We start from the raw sequence: 18631 nt of genomic DNA, 5'->3' as shown, positions 1-18631 counted from the left end.
ACTCATATGAACCGTCCTATAGTAGCAAGTATCTTTGCTGTCGCTGACAAATAATCACTATCACTCAAGTATTTTACGCTGACACCTGACTAGGCTTAGGTTTCGGCACGATCCACCAAGCGGCAGCGGCGGCGACAAACATCGTAACTGTCATTGGCCACATTTTATCACTTAAAAATAAAGTAGACGCGCCACTGATAAGCCCACCAATGAGATATTGCGCACTGCCGAGCAAGGCCGACGCAATACCACTGTGCTTGGGGAAAAATTGCAGTGCACTCGCCTGCGAGTTACCCATGACACCGCCAAGAGCACCAATACTCAGCATGATCAAAGGCGCAACTATCCACAGCGGAGGAGTAAAGTCGCTAATGAACAATAATCCCGCGGTGGCCACGCATTGCAACATCATCGCTTTAGGCAAAATTCGCGGCGCCGGAATGGTATTCAATAAATAATTATTGACCCTGTTGGCAACACCCAATGTCACCACATTTGCAGCGAACAACATCGCAAATTGGGTTTCAGTGGCGCCATATTGGTGAATATATACTAGCGCCGCATTCGCTAAAAAAGTCACCATAACGCTGAAGGCTAAAGCCTGAGAGAATAAATACCGCATTGCAGTGGTATTACTCAAAACAAAGCGGTAGCGCGTCAACAAGCCATCTTGCGCCAGCGTATCATCCACCACTGATGACTTAGGCGTGCCGCGTATGAAAATAGCGCCCATAAGACAAACCAGCGCTGCGTACGCTGCCAGCACGATAAATATTATACGCCAGCCGCTCACGCTGTATAAAAACGTGCCTATGCTTGGGGCGATTGCCGGCGCGATAATAGTAATCAGCATGATTTGTGAGAATAGCTTGGCGGTAGCCTGACCCTCGGTATGATCGCGAATAATTGCGGGTACCACGACGGCGGCACAACCACCCCCTAAAGCCTGCACAAAGCGCGCGACCCAAAACACCTCTAGGGAATCTGTATACGCGATAAGCAGACTTGCCAGCGCAAAAATAACCAGACCAATGAATAGCACCGGCCGCCGTCCAATATAGTCACTGATTGGACCACCAAAGAACTGACCGAAACTTAAGCCCAAAATATACAGACTGACCGTAATAGCGACATCTTGCACAGGCACTGCCAACTCTCCCGCTATCGCGGGTATCGTCGGCAGGTACATGTCGATAGCCAATGGCGATAGAGCAAAAATAAGCGCCAAGGAAATTATTAGTCGCATCGGCGGCAGAGAGGGGGTCATAAAGTTTCCATATTAATATTATTCGAAAGACGAAATTTCAATGTTAGATCGAATCTCTCTATCCACTAAAACGAACACCGGTCTTTCGCTCACAGACATAGACTCATTGAAAGGCGGCCCATGAACAACAACGGCAGCAGTGTTCAAACTGCAAAGCCAGCACCGAGCACGGTCGCTGTGTATTAGTGAGACTCAGCACGGAAAAGAAATAATGAATTGATCACATCGTCGGCGCGATAGCCTAATTACACTCTGCTCGGCGGCGCTATTTGAGCGCCATACAGTAGATGCCATTAGACCACGGTTTGAAAATAAATACGTTTACATAAATAACAGTAACAGCATTGATAAGCTAAGAGCGGCTTAGAAGGTCCAGCGTAAACGCCAAAAAAAATCAGCTTTTAAGGCATCAAGACGTGCTTTATCGACCACATCATCCAGCAGCGGCGTCGCCGCCACGAGCTCGGTTTCAAAGCCATAAGCAAGTGTGGCACTCAAACGTACACCGACATCCGCCAAGGCCTGCGCCGACGCCAATTCACCAGACACGCCATTGAAGCTGGTCGCACCGTACTCGGCGAAAATTGACGCTTCCAAGGGCATGCCCCAAACCCGGTGTTTGGCGGTTATGCTTGTCTGCACGAAATAGCCATTGTCACCAATCAATACACCCGGCAAATACGCACTAAGACTGTTCATCCCCCCCAAGACATATTGCTGTTGCTGTGGCAGCTGGGTGTCATCTGCGAACTGACCATCTAGGTTGACAGCTAATTCGTAATGCGGGGCCAGAGCAAATTTATAGCCCAACTTTGGCCGCAGCATGAAAAATTCTGCCGATCGCTGGCCTACCCCAACCCCATCGCTGCTATCAGTTTCTAAACTGCCGCCATCACCAAAACCCGCCCTTACTGATAGCTGTGCTTTAAAATAAGAGGGCGCATCTGCCAGTGCACCGCGCACTGAATACTTAGCCCCGAACTCGATGGTTTGATATGACTCATCTAGCAAGGGCTGGGATTGCACGTCAGATTGGATCTCGGAGTTAACATACTCAAGACGCTCAAACACCGACCAGCGTCGAACGGGATTGCTGTACAGCACCTGTTCACCAGACAGAGTAACAATGTCGATTTCAGCATCAAGATTTACCACCGTCCCGCCGGCAGCAGGCGTGCAAGCAATTAATGGTGGTAAGCAAAAGCCAAGCCCGCCACCCCCGGTAGTCGCTACCCTTGGCTGACGTTGGTATTGAATACGCGTGGCATCTACACCATACAAACCGAAGGTGAACGGATGCTCAATACTAATATCAAGCTGCTCATAACCTTCGCCGTCACCCGCCTCGCCCAAATCTTCGAATATAGTTTTGTAAGCTAAGCTCGCTTCGGTGCCGCTATCAAAGCGATGTCGCAGGCCCGCTAAACCAAAGTAACGGCCAAGAAAACGGCTGCCCTTATTATTCATTTCCAGCACCACATCAGTGGCGTCGACATCATCAACGGGCACTTCGCGAAAATCGAGAATAACCTGATTGTCGTAGTGCTGCTCATACGCAATGCTATACGCTAGCCCAGCACGCTGCGCCTGCAAATCTGCCAGAACGCGAGCGCGATCAAATTCGGCCAAACTTAAATCGGGGTCGCCAATAAGCCCATTGAAGTGCGCTGTAATCGCAGCATTGCCGCGCATCCCTTTTACCGTGGACTGGTTCACTAAAACGGTAACGGTGTCATCAACACGAAAGTAGCTGACACTCACCAACAAATAACCCGCATTGTAATAACGTCGCGTTAACGCCGTGATCGCCGCAGAGGGCGTTTCTGCTGACGCTAATATCGATGTGATTTGAGTCGGAGATAAATATTTATTACCCATAACGCGCATTGTAATGCCGGCCACAATTGCGGTGATCGCTTCGGCATTGGTCTGGGCTGCGGCCTCAATCTGAGTATAGGTCGCCAATTGCGGCGGCATGACGGGAGGCAGATCAATTGCCATTCATATTCTCCTAATACATTTAGACTGCGGCGCGACAGAACGCGCCACATCATGATTCGCTATTGGTTGCGCTCTACTATTTTTAATTCTACTCGGCGATTCTTAGCACGCCCTTCTGCGCTGGTGTTTTCGGCTCGTGGCGAGTTTTCACCGTAGCCTTTAACCTGCAGGCGTGATCGCTCAATGCCGAGACTATATAAATAATCACGGACAGCCATTGCCCGCGCCGCCGACAAACGCAAATTATAATCTGACTTACCGACATTATCGGTGAAGCCGCCGACCTCAATAAGATTCGCCGACGACTGTCGAATCACTTCGGCAACATTGCGGAGAACTTGCTGCGCCATCACACTCAACTCTTGGCTGTCGTTAGCAAAATAAACGCCCTCTAGCGCCACTCCGCGCGGGCCGTCGAGGTAACATCCGTTGCCGAGCACTTTGATCCCTGCCGGGGTTTTTAAACACTGATCATCTTGATCGCAAATACCGTCGCCATCGCCATCACTGCAGCGATATGTCTTGGTCTGAATTTGTCCCACCACAAACACTGGGTCAAGGTTAACAAGGGGAAATAAAGCCGGCTGATCGTCAGCGGGTTCGGGCGCAAAGACCACTGCGACAACATTACTTACCGCGGACAGAGCCGGCGCATCCATGGCCAATAAATTACTGGTTTGCTGTGCCGACATACTAAAGTCCGTCATCGCGCCATCACCGCCAAGGACGCTACCAACCACACCGTCTAGGGTCGTAACCGTATCGTCCAGCTCAATTCCCACCGCTGTCGTCACCGGTGTCACAATGGCAAGAATACCGGTTTGAGTCAGTACGTCTCGCAACAAACCAGCGTGAGCCGGCACGCCGAAAAGCAACACGGCGAAGAATAATGCCGCTATATATGAATAATTTGTTTTATGTTCCATCATCTCGACAACTCGACCCCTGAACGCCGCCTCACCTCCGTGATACAGCGTGTAAATTAACGAGGGCCCGATCACACTATTTGATATTAGTATGAGCAGGCCCCGCACAGATTAAATCGCATTTATTACAGCAGCGCATGATGTTTATTCGCGATGATGCCCCTTTTCACGCCAGGGCGTCTTTCAGGAAGGTGTTTTGTGACCATGATCACAAAATAACACGCTATGCCAGCTGATGTTTTGCAATCACCGACGCTTTCGCTTGCTCAAATTCCAGATCGCTCAGGGCACCAGACTTATGCATAGCTTGCAGCCCCTGAAGAGCATCCACCAGCGACTGACTTGATAGCGCTGCTGTTGACGCCGGATACAGCGCCGAATTCTTAGGTGCAGAAGGATCTTCTATTGCCTCGCGGGTCTCCTCCGCCAAGCCCAACCATTGACCAATCTTGCGAAAAATTCGCGCTATCCCCCGCCACAGTTTTGGCAATAACCAAATAAGCAAAAATAAGAATGCAATAAAGCCGATCAAGAACAACACCGGGTGATTTAGCGCCAACCATAGGCCACCAAAAACCGCGACGTCTTCAGAGATGGACGCCAGCCAATTACTAACCGGCTCCGGAGAAGTGTTAATTAGCACTCGCGTACTGGCCTTGGCCGCATGCGTTACCGACGTGACCGAGCCACCAACGATACCTGCCGCAAGCTGCAGCGCGGGGGTAACATCGCCGACCGTATTGGCGGCGAGCAAGGCGCCAGCCGGAATCCGAATGAAGGTGTGCAAGGCATCCCAACCGGTATCGACGCCAGGTATTTTGTCGGCAAAAAATTCCACCGCGTACATCAATCCCGCGGCCAACATCACCGCTGGGTCCTGCACAATCTGCAAATTTTCAGGGAGCTCAATACCGCCGGTCGAACCAGCAAAACCTAACACCAGAATGGCAGCATAGAGATTAAGACCACTCGCCCATGCCACCCCCATCGTTAGGGAGATAATCCCAATTAGCTGCTGATATTCTTCCACTGTCTTATTCTCCGCTTCGCTGCAATCCACGAGCTAGGAGCAAGCATATCGCCACTGCGCTCAGCTCAAAGGTCAATACTGCTGAGGTATATACCGATATATTACCGTCCAGTGCAACTCCCACCAAGCGACCAGCAGCAATACCGCCGAGAATAACGCCATTTAAAAACAAAACGTGGCAGCGCCAGTGGGGCCGCAGCAGGGCAAGCAAAGTCGCGCAGCCAATGGCTAACTCCATACCACCGTACATCGCCCGCAACTCTGTTACGCCAGTAGGCGTTAATGCCACCACCCCCGCATAAGCTTCTAAGGCACCGGGATCGTATAGCAGCCATGCGCCTATACCCAGCCAAGACAACATCAAATAGATTAAAAATATCACCATGAAAGTCACCATCTCACTGTGTAATGTTATAGAGCGACATCGAGATGACCGAAACCGTCACTGAAATAGACCGCAACGGTCACTCTCTTTAGTCACTAAGACGCTAATATCGTATCTTATTGTGGAGGACACGTATGCCAGCGGCAACAGACTACCCCGAAAACCCGAATTACGGTCAAGGTCGCTATCGACGCCGTATCCGTTTATCGACCACCGGCAACTCCGTTTTTGGCGAGCTTGAGGATACCAATCACGCATTTCGCTGCACAATCACCCACGATGGCGCACACGTCACCGACATTCAAAGCGAGGTCATCCGCATCCCCTTTGACACCTGCCCCGGTGCTGTAAAGCCCATTCGCAATCTTATCGGCCTAGCACTGTGTGAAGATATCCAAGAACTTATTCCACAGGTCGACACCGGCGGCAATTGCACTCACCTGCTAGATTTAGCACTTATGGCTATTCGTCATGCCAGCAGGAAACAAGCAGAGTGGCTATACGACATTTGCATCGAGGACCAGCCCAGTGACGAGGCCGTATGTGCGGAGATCTTTGCCAACGGCGAGTTAATTCACAGCTGGCAAACCTTAAACTGGGGAATCCAGCAGCCCGCAGCCCTAGCGGGCAAGGTGCTATACAAAGGTTTTAGTAAATGGGCGAACAAGGCCTTTAGTGAGGATGCTAAAGAGGCAGCGTTTGCGCTGCAAAAAGGCTACTTTGTATCCAGTGCCAGGCGCTATAACATTGACGCCCAAGCTGGCGATTCTGCCCTTGAACACAGCGATGTGATGCTGGGCGTCTGCTTTAGCTACAGCTCACCGCAAATCGAGGTCGCCAGGCGCACCGCCGGCAGCACTCGCGACTTTAGTGACACCCCAACGCAACTGCTTACTTTCTCTGAGCCAACATTGAGATGAGCCACTTCGAAAGAAGTCACATGTGTACGCATAATTACGAATATTTTCGCGGCACTACTACGGGTAGCCTAACTTCACTGTTAGTGACTAACCCCATCATTAAAGGTCTCCATAGTAGCACCCCCGCTTGGCACCCATTTTATGGGTGCTTTTTTTATGGACGACCTTTAAACAACTCAAGACCGACCGCCGGCGCGGCATTACTTCAGCAAGAACACCACGTTCAAACTCGCGCTCACGGTTTCTTTACCCAGCAACATCGGCGCCGCGCTCATTTTAGCGTCCATCATAAGCATGCGCTCTTGACGAACCGGTCCCGCCGCAGCCTCATCAATGTGATAAACACCGGCAACTCGACGTCCAAAACCTGCCGCCAAGACCGCTGCCTTGGTATTAGCATCGGCCATCGCCGCCTGCAAAGCCTCTGCCATCAGGGCATCGCGGTTGGACAAATCAAAACTGACGTTACCCAACTCTGTGATCCCCGCCCGAACCAAACCATCAAGCACCGCGCCGTAGCGACTCAAATCATTCAGGGTCAAGTCAACACTGCGCTCTACTCGCTGGCCACGCAGCAAACGCTTACCATCTTGCCATTCGTAGTCGGGATAAATGCGAATCTGCGAGGCGCGAATATCAGCCTCCTGCACTCCCTGCTCGCGCACTGCGGCCAAGACTTTAGCAGTGCGCTCGTCCACGGTGTTCTTGGCATCTACCGCGGTAGCGCGGGTTTCAGAAATCTGCAACTGCAGACGCGCAATATCCGGCAAAGCCTCTACTTCGCCGCGCGCAGCAACCACCACATGGGGCTCGTTCGGCAAGGTGGCAGCTGTGGCAAACGCCGGCAGCAAAGTGCACATGACAAACGCAATATCGCGCATAAAATTAATACCCATCCGACTTTTCACTCGCACATTCCTTATTTATCTTTTCACGCTTGGCCGATAACGGCCACACCAATAACATTAACGAGTACGACAGGGAGAATACAATGACTAACCTCAACGAAAACTCAGTGATTTCAGCCATGCGCGCCACTCTCGACAACCAGCGAGCACTCAGCATCAAAGAGGGCGCTGTCAGTGCCGAAGTACGCATCGACCGGCTATCACGCGCCATTGATCTGGTTTTTGATAATCGCGACGTGATTGTCGAAACCTTGGCACTGGACTTTGGCCACCGCAGCAGCCATCAGTCACTGATGTCTGACATCTATGCAACCATTGAGTGCCTAAAACACAGTAAGAAGCATCTTAAAAAATGGATGAAGACTGAGCGACGTAAAGCGCCAGTCCCCATGAACTTAATGGGCGGCAAGGCCTCAGTCGAGTACCAACCCAAAGGCGTCATCGGGATTATTGGCACCTGGAACTTCCCACTCAACACCGTATTCGCGCCACTGGCCGGCGTACTCGCCGCCGGTAACCGCGCCATGATCAAGTGTTCAGAAGTGACGCCACAAACCGGCGCACTTTTAGAAACCCTTGCCGCCAAATACTTTTCCAGCGACGAGGTAGCCGTCTTCAATGGCGGACCAGACGTCGGCGCCAGCTTTTCAGCTCTGCCCTTCGACCATCTTATTTTTACCGGCGCAACCAGTATCGCCCGTCATATTCTGAGGGCCGCAGCGGACAACTTAACGCCAGTTACCCTGGAATTAGGTGGTAAATCGCCGGTAATTATTAGCAAAAGCTACCCTCTGCAAGACGCCGTAGAACGCATTTTTGCCGGTAAAATTCTCAATGTAGGCCAGGTCTGCCTATCCCCAGATTATGTATTTGTGCCGGAAAATCAGCTGGAAGACTTTACCACCGAGGCGAGCACTTATATTTGCAATTTATTCCCCAATCTTCTGGATAACCCGGACTACAGCTCCGTCGTCAATGAGCGCCATTACCGACGCCTACTGAGCTACTTAGAGGATGCTCGCCAGAAAGGTGGCGATGTTCGCGAAATAAACCCCGCTAATGAAGATTTCAGTCAGCAGCAAGGTACTCACAAACTGCCGCTCACCCTGGTCATAAACCCCAGCGATGACATGCTGGTTATGCAAGAAGAGCTCTTTGGACCCATCATCTGCGTCAAAACTTATACTACCGTAGATGATTGCATCGCTTACGTTAACGCCAACCCTCGGCCTCTGGCACTCTACTATTTTGGCAAAGACAGCGCGGAACAGCGCCACGTGCTGGACTCAACTGTCACCGGCGCCGTAACCATTAACGATGTCATCTTCCACGTTAGCTGCGAAGACTTACCCTTTGGCGGGATTGGCCCCAGCGGCATGGGCAGCTACCACGGCTTCGACGGCTTCAAAACCTTTAGTCATGCCAAGGCTGTATATAAACAAAGCAGCATCAACTTGCAAAAACTAGGTGGCATGCTGCCGCCCTATGGCGAAAAATGTGATAAGACCCTTAATACCATGATCAAAAAATAAACCCTTCGCCCCATAAGCAGTGCTGGCGCCCCGCTCACGCTAGCACTGCTCTGCAAAAATACCATTTCAAAATGCTATTCCCAGACATTCCAAGCCGCTATGCTTGCCATCTTAAGTTCTCTCTAACAGGGGTACGGTTTGGCACAGACAATATTGGGATGGCGCGAATGGATCAGCCTGCCTGACCTAGGAATCACCGGTATCAAGGCAAAGATTGATACCGGTGCTCGCAGCTCCTCACTTCACGCTTTCGATATTGAAAAATTCGACATCGACGGCGAGCCGTGGGTAGAGTTCAAGGTCCACCCCTTACAGCACGAAGACAGCACTACAGTGCCTTGCAAAGCGCGCGTAAAGGACTATCGCCAAGTCACCGATTCTGGCGGTCACCGCAGTATGCGCTATGTTATTGAAACCACTATTTGCATCGGCGAACAACATTTCACCGCAGAAATGACCTTGGCAGGGCGCTCTGAAATGATGTTCCGCATGTTGGTTGGCCGCACTGCAATGAAAAATCGCTACACAGTAGATCCCGGTCGATCCTACTGTGTTAGCCAGAATCCCCCGGAAATACCGGGAACTAAATAGGCCTTGGGCGAATCACAGCACGCCACAGCCAATATATCCGCAGTAAGATCGAGATAAACTCAATATGAAAATAGCAATACTGTCACGTAATAGACGCCTATATTCAACCCGTCGCCTAGTTGAAGCGTGCACCGAACGGGGCCACGAAGTGCGCGTACTGGACACCCTGAAATGCTATATGGAACTCAGTTCTCGCGAACCCATCGTGTGGTATAAGGGCGAGCAATTAGAGCATTTTGACGCCATTATCCCCCGTATTGGCGCCTCGATTACGCCCTATGGTCTGGCCGTTATCCGCCAATTTGAAATGCTTGGCACCTACAGTCTCACCGAATCAGTCGCGCTTGGCCGTTCGCGGGATAAACTCCGCGCGCTGCAGCTGCTGTCTCGCAAGAACGTCGGCATGCCCATCTCAAGTTTCGCCCATGACGTTCACAACACCAAAGAACTTATCAAGTTGGTGGGCGGCGCGCCGGTAGTCGTTAAGCTACTGGAAGGAACCCAGGGACGCGGAGTTGTGCTGGCAGAAACCGCTAAAGCGGCTGAAAGCGTTATCGACGCCTTCCGCGAGCTAAAGGCCGACTTCCTTGTACAGGAATTTATTAAAGAGGCTGGCGGCGCCGATGTTCGCTGCCTAGTGATTGGCAAGAAAGTGGTTGCGGCCATGCAACGCACCGCCGCGAGTGGCGAATTCCGCTCTAATCTACACCGAGGTGGCACCGCCGAGTTGACCCGCCTAACTCCTGCCGAACGCGCCACCGCCGTTAAAGCCGCCCAAATTATGGGGCTGAATGTTGCCGGCGTAGATATTTTACGTTCCTCTCGTGGGCCTTTAGTCATGGAGGTTAATTCTTCACCCGGTCTAGAGGGTATAGAAACCGCCAGCAAGAAAAATGTGGCCGTTGAAATCATAAAATTCATTGAAGAAAATGCTGGCCCAAATAAAAACAAAACTCGAGGAACAGGCTGAAAACGCCACCATGAAAAAATTAACTATAGCCGGCGTCGATATTCTTGCCGGTACTCGCCAGCAGATCGAATTGCCGGTCGCCAAGCTCTATACTCACACCGAGTTATCCATGACGGTGAAGTCGATACGCGGCCACCGAGAAGGCCCAACGCTATTTGTTAGCGCGGCAATTCATGGCGACGAAATAAACGGTGTAGAAATCGTTAGGCGCTTATTGCAACACAAGGCGCTGCGCTCAATACGCGGAACACTGCTCGCCATTCCCATCGTTAATGTACATGGCTTTTTAAACAACAGCCGCTACCTACCCGATGGCCGCGATCTGAACCGCTCGTTTCCCGGCTCGCCCAAGAGTTCCTTGGCGGGACGCATGGCTCACACGTTTCTCAATGACGTGGTATTGAAATGCACCCACGGCATCGACTTACATACCGGCGCGAGACACCGCAGCAACCTACCGCAAATTCGCGCCGACATTAAAGATAAAAGCACCCTCGCCATGGCCGAAAGTTTTGGGGCACCGGTGATTTTGCACTCGTCAACTCGCGACGGTTCGCTGCGAGAAATCGCCAGCGAAAACAATATCCAAGTCTTACTTTACGAGGCCGGAGAAGCCCTGCGCTTTGACGAAGTTGCCATTCGCGCCGGCGTCAGCGGCATTCTCAATGTCATGCGCCATATCGGTATGCTACCCGCATCGCGAAGCAAAAAACCCAAACGCAGCAGTATGATTACCGGCCAGTCCGCATGGCTGCGGGCCACCGGCAGCGGGACGCTAAGCGCGCTGGTTCCACTGGGCGCATTTGTCACCAAGGGCTCGGTACTCGCTATTATTTCAGACCCCATTGGCGACAGTAGCTCTGATGTAGAAATACTCGCCAGTGAAGACGGTATCGTGATTGGCCGAACTTTTTTGCCCCTCGTTTACGAAGGCGACGCACTCTTCCACATTGCCAAATACAAGGCCGATATCGAAGAAGCGCTGGAACAGGTTAATGCCTTTAGAGAAGCCTTTGAGCCGGAAATCTACCCCATCGCAGATGACTACGACGACCACCCACCCATTGCGGGCTAAGTGAAAAAAATGGGGCCAAGCTGGCTTTTTACCAGGGCCCCATCAATTTCTATTGCTTAATATTCTAACGAAGGAACTACGGTTACTGCCAACCCGGTGTCCAAGTCTTACTAAAGGCGGGACTAGCCCAACCAGCGGGAAAATCTGCCGGCGTCATTTGCTCACCGCCAGTAACTACATCGCCGGTATCGTCTTGATACTTCAGCCAGGTAATCGTCCGCTGCCATTCCAATGGCCGTTTCGACCAATCACAGACACCGCCGGCGAAAGTTTGCTCTAGCAACTGCCAGTCCGCTTCCTGCCATGCAGCATTGCCCAAACCATAATCATCGGCGCGGCTAAACGGCTTTAACTGGCACTGCACCTGATCACCATACTTGTCGGCGCCCGCCTGGGTGCGCGGCGTACCAAATACCAGCATAAGCTCTTCTGGACACATTTGACCGGGTACACCACTGCACTGGTCCTGCACACTTGCCGGCTTATTGGCGACAATTTTTTGCGCCAGCGGTGTATCGCTGCCATCTGCCTCAATTGCATCCAACCACAGAGCCATAGCGAACAGTGACTGGTTCATATAACTCGGGTCACCAATCAACGGCGCCAAACCACCCCAGTGCACAAAGTTGTCGCGGTTGCCAAATTCACGCTCAAGACGCCAACGCACCCAATAGCCATGCACACTGTCGTGGGCAGCGCCCGGATCAGGCCCGGTCATATTAATAATCGGCACGGTATCCATATTTACGATGGTATTCAGAATGCCGGTGCGATAGGCATTGGGCAGTGCGGGATAATCTGGTTTTAAGCGTTCGGCAGTAATATTTAAGCTCGGATCAAGTCCACCAATATTGACGTTCAGCTTTAAAAATTGATCCGGGGTAATCAGACTTTGCTGCAGCGGGAGCAAACCATATTGCACGCCTTCATTACCCAGCGGGAAACCAGCAAAACCATAGCCCAGATCTTTTTCAATTTGCGACCAATGATCACGCAGCTGATCCTCAGCGGGGAAGCGCTCACGCCCACCAACCATATTCTGCATAAACGTCAGCACATCACAGCGCACACCACTCGGATTGGTGTCTTGATCAAAACGTTCTTCAGCAGTGATCCCACCACAGCTAGATGCCGGATTTACCGCGTCGGCAAACAGCGCCGAGTCAGCAAGCGAGGCATTCACAATACCATTGCGATGACCGTAAATTTCATTTTGCTGAGACACCGCAAAGACGGTCCCGTCGCGAGCCGTGGGCGCCGGGTCATTCTGATTAGTGGCAAAGTAACGCAGCAAGATATGGTAGTCGGCAAACTGCGTCGCCGTGCTCATCACATCTGGGTAGGTGCAGGTGGTTAGCAAACCCTGATAAAGACCGGGGTAGGCATTGGCAATCATATTTTGGGTAATTGCCCCACCAGAGCAGCCAGTACCCACGGTGTAACGCAACTCGCCGTATTGTTCTATAAAGCGCTCTTTCGCCATCATTAGCGATTCCGCCTGATAGCTGAGATTGCAATTATGACCAAGATTCAACTGCGCGGTAGACAACACCGACCAGCCCGATCCCAGCGCTGTAATATAAGACTGGTCGATCAGCGGATTCTCAGGAATCGTGCCGGAATAATCATCCGTTTTCGGTGAATCGGTATCGTAATCACCACGGCAATTGCCGCCGTGGGTGACTAATAAACGGCGGTTCCACTGCGACTGAGGCTGCACCGGCGTCCACTCTTCTCCCAGTTTTTGCAGGGTAAAAATCGTGTATTGATCCCGCGCCTGATAGCCAATTTCCTGACGCACAATAAACGGCAGAGTTTCGCCGGTATCAGTAGTGGTCATCGCCACATCGTCTGGCGGGCTTTCCGGGTCGTAGGGCTGCAAACCACCGTTTTGCGGATTGGTCGATTTATACAACCATTTGTATTCCGCCGGCTGATTACAATCCTCATCGGTGGCGGTATCTTGGCAAGTCCAAGGCTGAATATGAGGGCCTGTAAAGACCGGCCCACCCGAGGGATGATTCACCACGGTAATGTCATTGCCAATATTGGTGCTGAGGGTATTGTCACCCACGGCCAAGCCATCAACCACACCCAATAAGCGCAGCGGATTATCTGCCGTCGCTTGCAAGACACTGGTGACATCGCTGCCATTACGCAGCAATACCAACTCGTCCGCCGCCGCGGCATTATCTAAAACCACTTCCACCAACACATCACCTGCCGACACCAAGTCAGGCCGGTTCGACAATACCCTAAGCTGAGCCGTGTCTTCCGCCGCGTCTCCGGGGCCAGCTGCTGACCCACTAGAACTACTGGAGCTGCCGCCGCATCCGGCCAAGGCCAAGGCAACAAGAGCCGTTATTATTTTCTTATTCACTGCTAATACCCTCTGCTCGCACGCAGGCGAACTGTTGTACTAAACAAAATCACTAGAATACTTTATAGCGAAAATGTGCAGTGTCAACTTACATAGTGTTAAAGAAGTATAGAACGGGAAAGAAAAACAAGCGGGGTTCATAGCGATAAGCGGAAAGCGCTGATTATTCAAGGGATTGGAATAACGAGGCGGTATCACTGGCCAACATCAAATCAATATCGCCGTTTTTACTATCTGTATTTTTTGCCCATAAACCATAAAAAAGCCGACTGAATTTGCTGACCCAATGTCTGCAAAGCATATCAAGCAAGATAAACAGCGCCGAAGGATTTACGAACTAAGCCCAATACTGGCCGTTGTGTTTTGGTAAATAACGCATCACCGAAAGTAGTCACGAAACCTCACCCACAAAAGACCCATATGGGTACTTCAGTACCTAAATTAGGTCTTTTGAAGCTAGACCGACTTTATATGTATCATCACACTAGCCTTGGTAAGAGCTGGAGGCTTACAGCGGCAGTTGCTCTACCATAGATAGGATTAGAAACAGAATTACCTTAGCGAGGGGATTTTACTTTTAACACCTAACGCGCTGACAAAAAATACCGGAACGACAGCCTTTTATACAGTAGCATTCCTTGTTGGCGATGATGCCCAAGCTGCAAGCCAGTCATTGCGTCGATACACAATATACGTCGCCACAGCTAAATCAAAGGTTGCACAGAATGCGCCGTAAGCGAGTGGCACCTGCGTGGATTGTCTACCGCCGAACACGTCTGCTCCGCTGTGCTGATGAATCTCATGAAGTAGATCCCACGCGCCATGCAGTGCATAGCCAGCGACCAGCAACATTGGAAACTTTATGCCGAGGCAAGCCAAAATAGCAAAGGCAAAAATCGCTGTCGTTTCGAGTCGCCATGCCGACTCATCGCCAAAATAGGAAGTGAATGCAAGATAGAACACAGCGATAAAAATGAGAAACACGCCATACACCGCGGCCTCGAACCGAACCGGCACAAAACGGTAGGAGAAATACATCGAACCAACCGCAGCCAAAACGCCAACGCAGACATACAAGATCATGATGATCGCTAGTGCCATAGTTTTCTCTCTATCTTTGCCTTATATCGTAGGCCATTTAAGAAGCCCAATAACGTAATTATCTAGGACATAACATATGCGGAAATTAATTTAAGAGGCATTCTCACAAATTCTACGCAACTTCACATTTAATCCAACATTAAAATACCTTAATTTAGACTGACTTAATTTTACGTCTATTAAAATTGCGCAAGATAAGACTCATTTTCTTCAAACATACCTAGAACGCCACAAACTGGGCAAGGTGATCTTCGATACGGTAGACACCCATGACCTCAGCGCCGCAGAGCAGCTCTTTCATGGCGGAGAAGAGAGTGTCTAGGGTGATGCGGGCTATACCGACATTCACAAGCATGAGTAATTTAAAGAGCACGACTTTGATTGCCGTATTGCCTTACAGCCAAGCAGTCGCGCCATATTAACTGACAACCTTCAGGAGTAGCTGGAGTATATAAAAGCCAGTACTCGTGCGAGGGTTGAAACCCCGTTATGCGCAATCAAATACAACCTTGGGTATAGGCAAGTACACTATCGCCGCTTGGCAAAAATACGAATCGCGTCTATGTTATCTCAACGTTCACGAAACTACTGGCGGACGAAAAATATTTGTCTTACTCCGGAAGATGCATCTGTAGGCAGAGAGCATCTTGCCTACAGACAAAAATGAGCTACGGAATGCTGTCTATTACAGATTAATGAAATTAAAAAATTGTTTTTTACAAAAACCCCATAGTTGTGCAGAGCTCTTCTTACCTCACACATATCCCATTAGCGCGTTCTCAAATTGAACATCACGGTGATATGCCATAAATTCATGATGCCGCACCGTCAAATTCACAATCATATCTGGCTGTATACCTAAACCCGCAGCATTCTCCAGTTGGGCTGAGATTCTTATTTTTCCTGACACGTCAAATGTTATATACCCAAGATCAAAGACTTTATCTAAATTGGGTAAAAGCAATAAACCGTTAAACGGATCAAGCCTCTCTGTTTGTTCAGACTTTGACCAAGGTTTTATATGTGAAGCGATCAAAATCCGCGTATTCTGATGCTGCGTTACTGAGCACCCCTTCCAGTATTCGATTAAAGATTTGCGGAATTGGCCCTGGCCGATACGGGTGCTAATTAAAGTAGATTTTTCTGTTACTGGAATTCTGTTATCGCCAAGGATTTGATCAATATCATCAGTGATAGCCTGCCCAGTGACATCCTCTAAATATCGCAAATAGAGCTTAATAGCCGAGCCGTACATATTATTGCCGGTAGCATTTCTCTGCTGAAAAATAGGTTGTTGCTGAATTTTTACACTTAGAGCTACAAACTGTATAGCGGATTCAATATCACTCAAGTTGGATTGTATTAATCCAGCATCCTTTGCCCATTGGCTAATAGAACCATTAATCGCGCCAGAGTAGCTTTGCGCGGACCTAACGGATTTACCAGTTTGTAGTAACCACTGTTTGAAATCACCGGCACTCAAACCCGCATACTCCTTTATTTAGCGAGCCTGCTAAATGGGCAAATCCGCTCTGCCAAATCTTGCTATTATCAAACAAATAATAGGCATGAACTAGACCACACAATACCCACATGTGCAATCATGCTAAAACCATAAATGCCGCCCCAATCAAGTGCCTACTAATTAATGATGATCTGGCGCTGTACTATTAATTAGCGCAACGTTGTGCCCCGCCAGTCATTGTATTAGTAAATGACCGTCGATACGGCAAGGCTGGGCTGGGCTGGGCTGGGCTGGGCTAAGGATGGTGACGCTTTGCGTTGTTTACTCCATACAAAAAAAACGGGCCTCTCATGATGAGAGGCCCGCTATTGGTTGTAGCCTGAGCGTTTTGGGGTACGCGTTAGGCAGCCTGCCCTTCCTCAGCGCTTGCTGATACAACCGGCTCATCAACGATTTGCCGGATGAGGTAATCAAAGGCACCCAGCGCCGCGGTTGCGCCGCTACCGACGGCAACCACTATTTGCTTGAAAGGCACGGTAGTAACATCACCGGCCGCAAATACGCCGGGTATCGATGTTTCTCCGCGGGCGTTAATTTCAATTTCACCACGGGGTGTTAACGCCACACTGCCTTTTAAAAACTCGGTGTTGGGTATCAAGCCGATCTGCACAAATATACCCGCTAGGGTGACGCTCTTCACGTCGCCGGTTTTGCGATCTGTATACTGCAAACCGGTAACACGCTGGCCGTCGCCGAGCACTTGTGTGGTTTGGGCGCTGGTGATAATTTCGATATTTTTCATTGTCCGCGCCTTACGTTGCAGCACGTCGTCTGCGCGTAATTTGCTGTCGAATTCCAATACCGTTACGTGCGCGGTTATTCCGGCAAGGTCAATTGCTGCCTCTATACCTGAATTACCACCGCCAATTACCGCTACGGATTTACCTTTAAACAAGGGGCCGTCGCAATGCGGGCAGTAGGCCACACCTTTGCCGCGGTATTCCTGCTCGCCGGGTACATTCATTTCTCTCCAGCGAGCGCCGGTAGCTAGCAGCACCGAGCGGCTGCGCAATACTGCGCCGCCTTCAACACTGATTTCTATGCTGCCGTCTTCTGCCACGTTCAGCGCAGATGCGTTGTGACCACGCATAATATCAACATCGTAGGCGCCAATGTGAGCTTCTAGGTTGGCGACTAATATTGGGCCCTCTGTTTCAGTTAATGAAATAAAGTTTTCAATGCTGACGGTGTCTAATAATTGACCGCCAAATTTGTCGGCCAACACGCCGGTGCGAATACCTTTACGCGCGGCGTAAATGGCCGCCGATGCGCCAGCTGGACCACCGCCCACGATAAGCATATCAAACACGCCTTTCTCATCGAGTTTTTTAAGGCTGCGTGCACCGGCATTTTTGTCAATTTTTTTCAATATATCAGCCAAGGTAATTCGACCTTGTGAAAACTGCTGACCATTCATAAACACAGTGGGAACCGCCATGACTTTGCGATCCTCTACTTCCTGTTGGAAAAGTGAACCGTCAATCATTTCATTACTGATTTGCGGGTTAATCGCCGCCATCATATTCAGTGCCTGAACAACTTCGGGACAGGTCTGGCAGCTCAATGAAATATAGGTCTCGAAGTGGTATTCGCCGTCGAGATTACGGACTTGCTCTATTAAGTCTTTATCGATTTTCATTGGGTGGCCGCCGCTGTGTAAAACAGCTAATACCAATGAAGTAAATTCGTGGCCAAGTGGTACACCAGCAAAACGCATTTCTGTGCCAGTTGCTACCGAGCGCACGCCCATTGCCGGACGGCGCGCGCCGGTGTCTTCGCCCTGAATAACAGACACTAGGGTAGATAGCGCCGATACGTCGCTCATTAAGGTTTCAAGTTCTCGAGATTTATCTTGGTCATCGAGATAGGCGACCAGCTCTACCGGCGTTTTTAAATTTTGGAGGTAGGCCTCCAGTTGGGTTTTCATTTTCGCATCTAACATGGTGGCTCCCGCAAATTTTGAAATTAGGTTTAAAGCTTTTACTCTAAAAAAGACCCCGTTACCGGGGCCAACAGGGGT

General features: G+C 50.4%; 16 protein-coding genes. 5 read left to right on the top strand and 11 right to left on the bottom strand.

Translation table 11 applies throughout. The annotated features are described in order from the left end of the window. Positions 1-73: 73 nt before the first annotated feature. The 5 genes from ACI955_RS08955 to ACI955_RS08935 form a co-directional block, all read right to left on the bottom strand. Positions 74-1267: a multidrug effflux MFS transporter gene (locus ACI955_RS08955; RefSeq protein WP_415243402.1), complete on the bottom strand. Its 1194-nt coding sequence runs from the start codon at positions 1265-1267 to the stop codon at positions 74-76. A gap of 363 nt (positions 1268-1630) precedes the next feature. Continuing rightward, entirely contained in the window at positions 1631-3268 is a 1638-nt protein-coding gene (locus ACI955_RS08950) for a ShlB/FhaC/HecB family hemolysin secretion/activation protein (protein WP_415243401.1), read from the bottom strand. 59 nt (positions 3269-3327) lie between these two features. Further along, positions 3328-4197, bottom strand: coding sequence for an OmpA family protein (locus ACI955_RS08945; protein WP_415243400.1), 870 nt, complete (start codon positions 4195-4197; stop codon positions 3328-3330). A 220-nt stretch (positions 4198-4417) separates the two neighbouring features. Beyond that, entirely contained in the window at positions 4418-5224 is an 807-nt protein-coding gene (locus ACI955_RS08940; protein WP_415243399.1) for a DUF4126 domain-containing protein, read from the bottom strand. Positions 5225-5228: 4 nt separating this feature from the next. Continuing rightward, on the bottom strand, positions 5229-5609 hold the full coding sequence (locus ACI955_RS08935; protein WP_415243398.1) for a DUF4345 family protein: 381 nt from the start codon (positions 5607-5609) through the stop codon (positions 5229-5231). 134 nt (positions 5610-5743) lie between these two features. Here ACI955_RS08935 and ACI955_RS08930 point away from each other — a divergent pair, with 134 nt between their 5' ends. Then, positions 5744-6529: a DUF2889 domain-containing protein gene (locus tag ACI955_RS08930; RefSeq protein WP_415243397.1), complete on the top strand. Its 786-nt coding sequence runs from the start codon at positions 5744-5746 to the stop codon at positions 6527-6529. Positions 6530-6729: 200 nt separating this feature from the next. Here ACI955_RS08930 and ACI955_RS08925 read toward each other — a convergent pair whose 3' ends face one another. Next, positions 6730-7437 carry an SIMPL domain-containing protein gene (locus ACI955_RS08925; protein WP_415243396.1) on the bottom strand — a complete coding sequence of 236 codons (708 nt, stop codon included), beginning with the start codon at positions 7435-7437 and terminating at the stop codon, positions 6730-6732. A gap of 83 nt (positions 7438-7520) precedes the next feature. On the opposite strand from ACI955_RS08925, the gene ACI955_RS08920 reads away from it, so the two are divergent. The 4 genes from ACI955_RS08920 (at position 7521) to ACI955_RS08905 (ending at position 11605) form a co-directional block, all read left to right on the top strand. Beyond that, on the top strand, positions 7521-8969 hold the full coding sequence (locus ACI955_RS08920; protein ID WP_415243395.1) for a coniferyl aldehyde dehydrogenase: 1449 nt from the start codon (positions 7521-7523) through the stop codon (positions 8967-8969). 138 nt (positions 8970-9107) lie between these two features. Then, positions 9108-9560 (top strand): ATP-dependent zinc protease, encoded by a 453-nt coding sequence (locus tag ACI955_RS08915; RefSeq protein ID WP_415243394.1) that lies wholly within the window; start codon positions 9108-9110, stop codon positions 9558-9560. Between the two features lie 64 nt (positions 9561-9624). Next, a complete protein-coding gene (gene rimK / locus ACI955_RS08910) occupies positions 9625-10530 on the top strand; it encodes a 30S ribosomal protein S6--L-glutamate ligase (RefSeq protein WP_415243393.1) in 906 nt (301 codons plus the stop codon). 10 nt (positions 10531-10540) lie between these two features. Further along, complete coding sequence (locus ACI955_RS08905; protein WP_415243392.1) at positions 10541-11605, top strand: succinylglutamate desuccinylase/aspartoacylase family protein; 1065 nt, start codon at positions 10541-10543, stop codon at positions 11603-11605. An 82-nt stretch (positions 11606-11687) separates the two neighbouring features. Here the strand turns inward: ACI955_RS08905 and ACI955_RS08900 are convergent, their stop codons facing one another. The 5 genes from ACI955_RS08900 to ahpF all read right to left on the bottom strand — a co-directional run bounded on the left by ACI955_RS08900 (position 11688) and on the right by ahpF (position 18553). Continuing rightward, positions 11688-13985, bottom strand: a complete 2298-nt coding sequence (locus ACI955_RS08900; protein WP_415243391.1) for a DUF6351 family protein — start codon at positions 13983-13985, stop codon at positions 11688-11690. A 621-nt stretch (positions 13986-14606) separates the two neighbouring features. Next, on the bottom strand, positions 14607-15086 hold the full coding sequence (locus tag ACI955_RS08895; protein ID WP_415243390.1) for a hypothetical protein: 480 nt from the start codon (positions 15084-15086) through the stop codon (positions 14607-14609). 220 nt (positions 15087-15306) lie between these two features. Next, positions 15307-15459 carry a hypothetical protein gene (locus tag ACI955_RS08890; RefSeq protein ID WP_415243389.1) on the bottom strand — a complete coding sequence of 51 codons (153 nt, stop codon included), beginning with the start codon at positions 15457-15459 and terminating at the stop codon, positions 15307-15309. A gap of 381 nt (positions 15460-15840) precedes the next feature. Next, positions 15841-16569 (bottom strand): HNH endonuclease, encoded by a 729-nt coding sequence (locus tag ACI955_RS08885; protein ID WP_415243388.1) that lies wholly within the window; start codon positions 16567-16569, stop codon positions 15841-15843. 382 nt (positions 16570-16951) lie between these two features. Further along, the gene (gene ahpF, locus ACI955_RS08880; protein WP_415243387.1) at positions 16952-18553 is read right to left on the bottom strand and encodes an alkyl hydroperoxide reductase subunit F; all 1602 of its coding nucleotides are present in this window, start codon (positions 18551-18553) and stop codon (positions 16952-16954) included. Between the last annotated feature and the right edge of the window lie 78 nt (positions 18554-18631).

The sequence above is a fragment of the Zhongshania sp. genome, assembly GCF_047636175.1.
In the GTDB taxonomy this organism is placed as follows: domain Bacteria; phylum Pseudomonadota; class Gammaproteobacteria; order Pseudomonadales; family Spongiibacteraceae; genus Spongiibacter.
This window is presented reverse-complemented; position numbering and strand designations above follow the sequence as displayed.